Source organism: Frankia sp. CoWAU3 (assembly GCF_977971855.1).
In genome coordinates this window covers 1-2,301 of the sequence record NZ_CDWWXB010000119.1, presented here as the reverse complement: position 1 = coordinate 2,301, position 2,301 = coordinate 1, and the positions used below count along the sequence as shown (strand labels likewise).

Here is a 2,301-nt window from a genome sequence, read left to right as displayed (position 1 = left end):
CCCCGGCCCGCAGCAACGCCGCCAGGGGGTGGTCGTCGAGGGATGCCACCGACCGGGTCCGCAGGTTGGACACCGGGCAGACGTCCAGCACGATCCCCTGATCGACCAGCCGTCGCATCAGCTCGGGGTCCTCGGCGGCCCGGATCCCATGCCGGATCCGCCTGGCTCCCAGCGCGTCGAGCGAGCCCCGCACGGACGCCGGGCCCGCTGTCTCCCCCGCGTGCGGGACCGCGGCGAGCCCGCCGTCGGCGGCCAGGGCGAACGCCGGCGCGAACGGCTCGGGAGGATGACCGGCCTCCGGTCCGCCGAGCCCGATGCCGACGACACCGCGATCGGCGAACCGCACCGCCCACCGCGCCACCTCCATCGCGGCCTCGACCGGCAGCACCCGCTCGATGTCCGGGGTGAGGCGCACCTCAACGCCGTAGCGCTCCCGGGCCTCGATCGCCCCGTCGGCGTAACCGTGGAAGATCTCCTCGACGCGGACCCCCCGATGGACCCGGAACCAGGGCGAGAAGATGCCCTCCAGGTAGACGGCGCCCGCCCGGGCCGCCTCGGCGGCGTAGTCGACGACCACCTGGTGGAAGTCGGCCTCCGTCCGCATCACGTAGGTGGTGAGGATCCAGGCCTTCAGGAAGTGGTCGAAGTCGCGGAAGCGGTAGAGGTCCGCGAGGCCCTCGACCGTGCGGGCGGGCAGCGCCTCGGAGTTGCGGCGCGCCATCTCCAGCAGGGTGGCGGGACGGACCGTGCCCTCCAGATGGACGTGGAGTTCGATCTTCGGCCCGGTCGGGGACGGGACCGCGAATCCGGAGGGGTCACTCACCCGGTCACTGTATGGTGCGCCCGGCTACGCGGAGATGAGCGGTAGCGCGGTGGAGGAGAAGTGCGAGGCCACCCGGTCGTCAACCGGGTCCTGCGCCGGGTCGCGGTGCACGACGAGGTGCCGGTAGCGGGTGTCGCGCTGAGCGGGGATGCGGCCGGCAGCACGGATCAGGGAGATCAGCTCCGACCGGTTGGTGCGGTGGCGCGCCCCGGCGGAGGAGACGACGTTCTCCTCCAGCATCACCGAGCCGAGGTCGTCGGCGCCCACGTGCAGGGTGAGCTGGCCGACCTCCTTGCCGGTGGTCAGCCAGGAGCCCTGCAGGTGCGTGATGTTGTCGAAGAACAGCCGCGCGACCGCGACGAGGCGGAGGTACTCCAGGGTCGTCGCCTGGGTGCGCCCGCCGAGATGATTGTTCTCCGGCTGGTAGGTCCAGGGGATGAACGAACGGAACCCGCCGGTCCGGTCCTGGACGTCCCGGATCATCGTCAGGTGTTCGATGCGCTCGGCGTTCGTCTCCCCCGTGCCCATCATGAAGGTGGCGGTGGATTCCAGGCCGAGGTTGTGGGCGGTCTCCATCACGGACAGCCAGACGTGACCGGGCTCCTTCAGCGGAGCGATCGCCTGCCGGGGCCGTTCGGTGAGGATCTCCGCTCCCGCGCCCGCGAAGCTGTCCAGGCCCGCGTCCCGCAGCCGGGTAATGACCTCGGGAAAAGTCAGATCGGACGTCCGGGCGATGTGCACAACCTCGCTGGCGCCCAGCGAGTGCAGCGCCAACTGGGGATATGCCTTCTTGATGGCGGCAAAGGTACGCTCATACCACTCGATGCCGAAGTCGGGATGGTGTCCGCCCTGCAACATGATCTGCGTGGCGCCGAGCTCGACCGCCTCCCCGCACTTGGCGACGATGTCCTCGACGTCGCGGACCCAGCCCTCGGCATGCTTCGGAGCGCGGTAGAAGGCGCAAAACCGGCAGGCGGTCACGCAGACATTCGTGTAGTTGATGTTCCGGTCGATGATGTACGTCGCGATGCCATCGGGGAAACGGCGCCGACGGACCGTGTCCGCCGCGCCACCGAGCGCGTGCAGCGGCGCCCTCGTATAGAGGAGCAGCGCCTCCTCCGCGGAGATACGCCCGCCGGCTGCGGCCCGGTCCAGCACAGACCGGATCTCGCCACCACCCCGACCCACCGGAATCTCACCATCGACATCCATACGGCCCTCCCCGCGTAGCGCCTTCGGCGCGACGCGGGGACCCCTGGCATCGGGCGCCGTTCGGGGTCTCCGTCGAATCACCTTCGGCGATCCTCCCAGGGTAGCCGCCGGAGCCTTCGACGCGACGCGGGGGATGAACGGTCAGTGTCCGGATCGCGTCCCCGGGTCCACCGGGCTGGAGCCACCACGGGTGGCGTCAGTGTAGCCGGCTGTCGAGGAGCCGGCCGGGCTGGCGGGACCGGCGTCGTGGTGACCGTGGCCGCGGC

General features: G+C 70.8%; 2 protein-coding genes. Both read right to left on the bottom strand.

All coding sequences use genetic code 11. The annotated features are described in order from the left end of the window. The coding region (add, locus tag AC08ON_RS11670) for an adenosine deaminase (protein ID WP_476616953.1) at positions 1-823 on the bottom strand (823 nt) is incomplete at its 3' end. Between the two features lie 24 nt (positions 824-847). Continuing rightward, the gene (gene mqnC / locus AC08ON_RS11665; RefSeq protein WP_476608407.1) at positions 848-2,035 is read right to left on the bottom strand and encodes a cyclic dehypoxanthinyl futalosine synthase; all 1,188 of its coding nucleotides are present in this window, start codon (positions 2,033-2,035) and stop codon (positions 848-850) included. Between the last annotated feature and the right edge of the window lie 266 nt (positions 2,036-2,301).

Coding starts and splice junctions, on each gene's coding strand:
- mqnC (WP_476608407.1), bottom strand. CDS start 2,035: ATGGATGTCGATGGTGAGATTCCGGTGGGTCGGGGTGGTGGCGAGATC.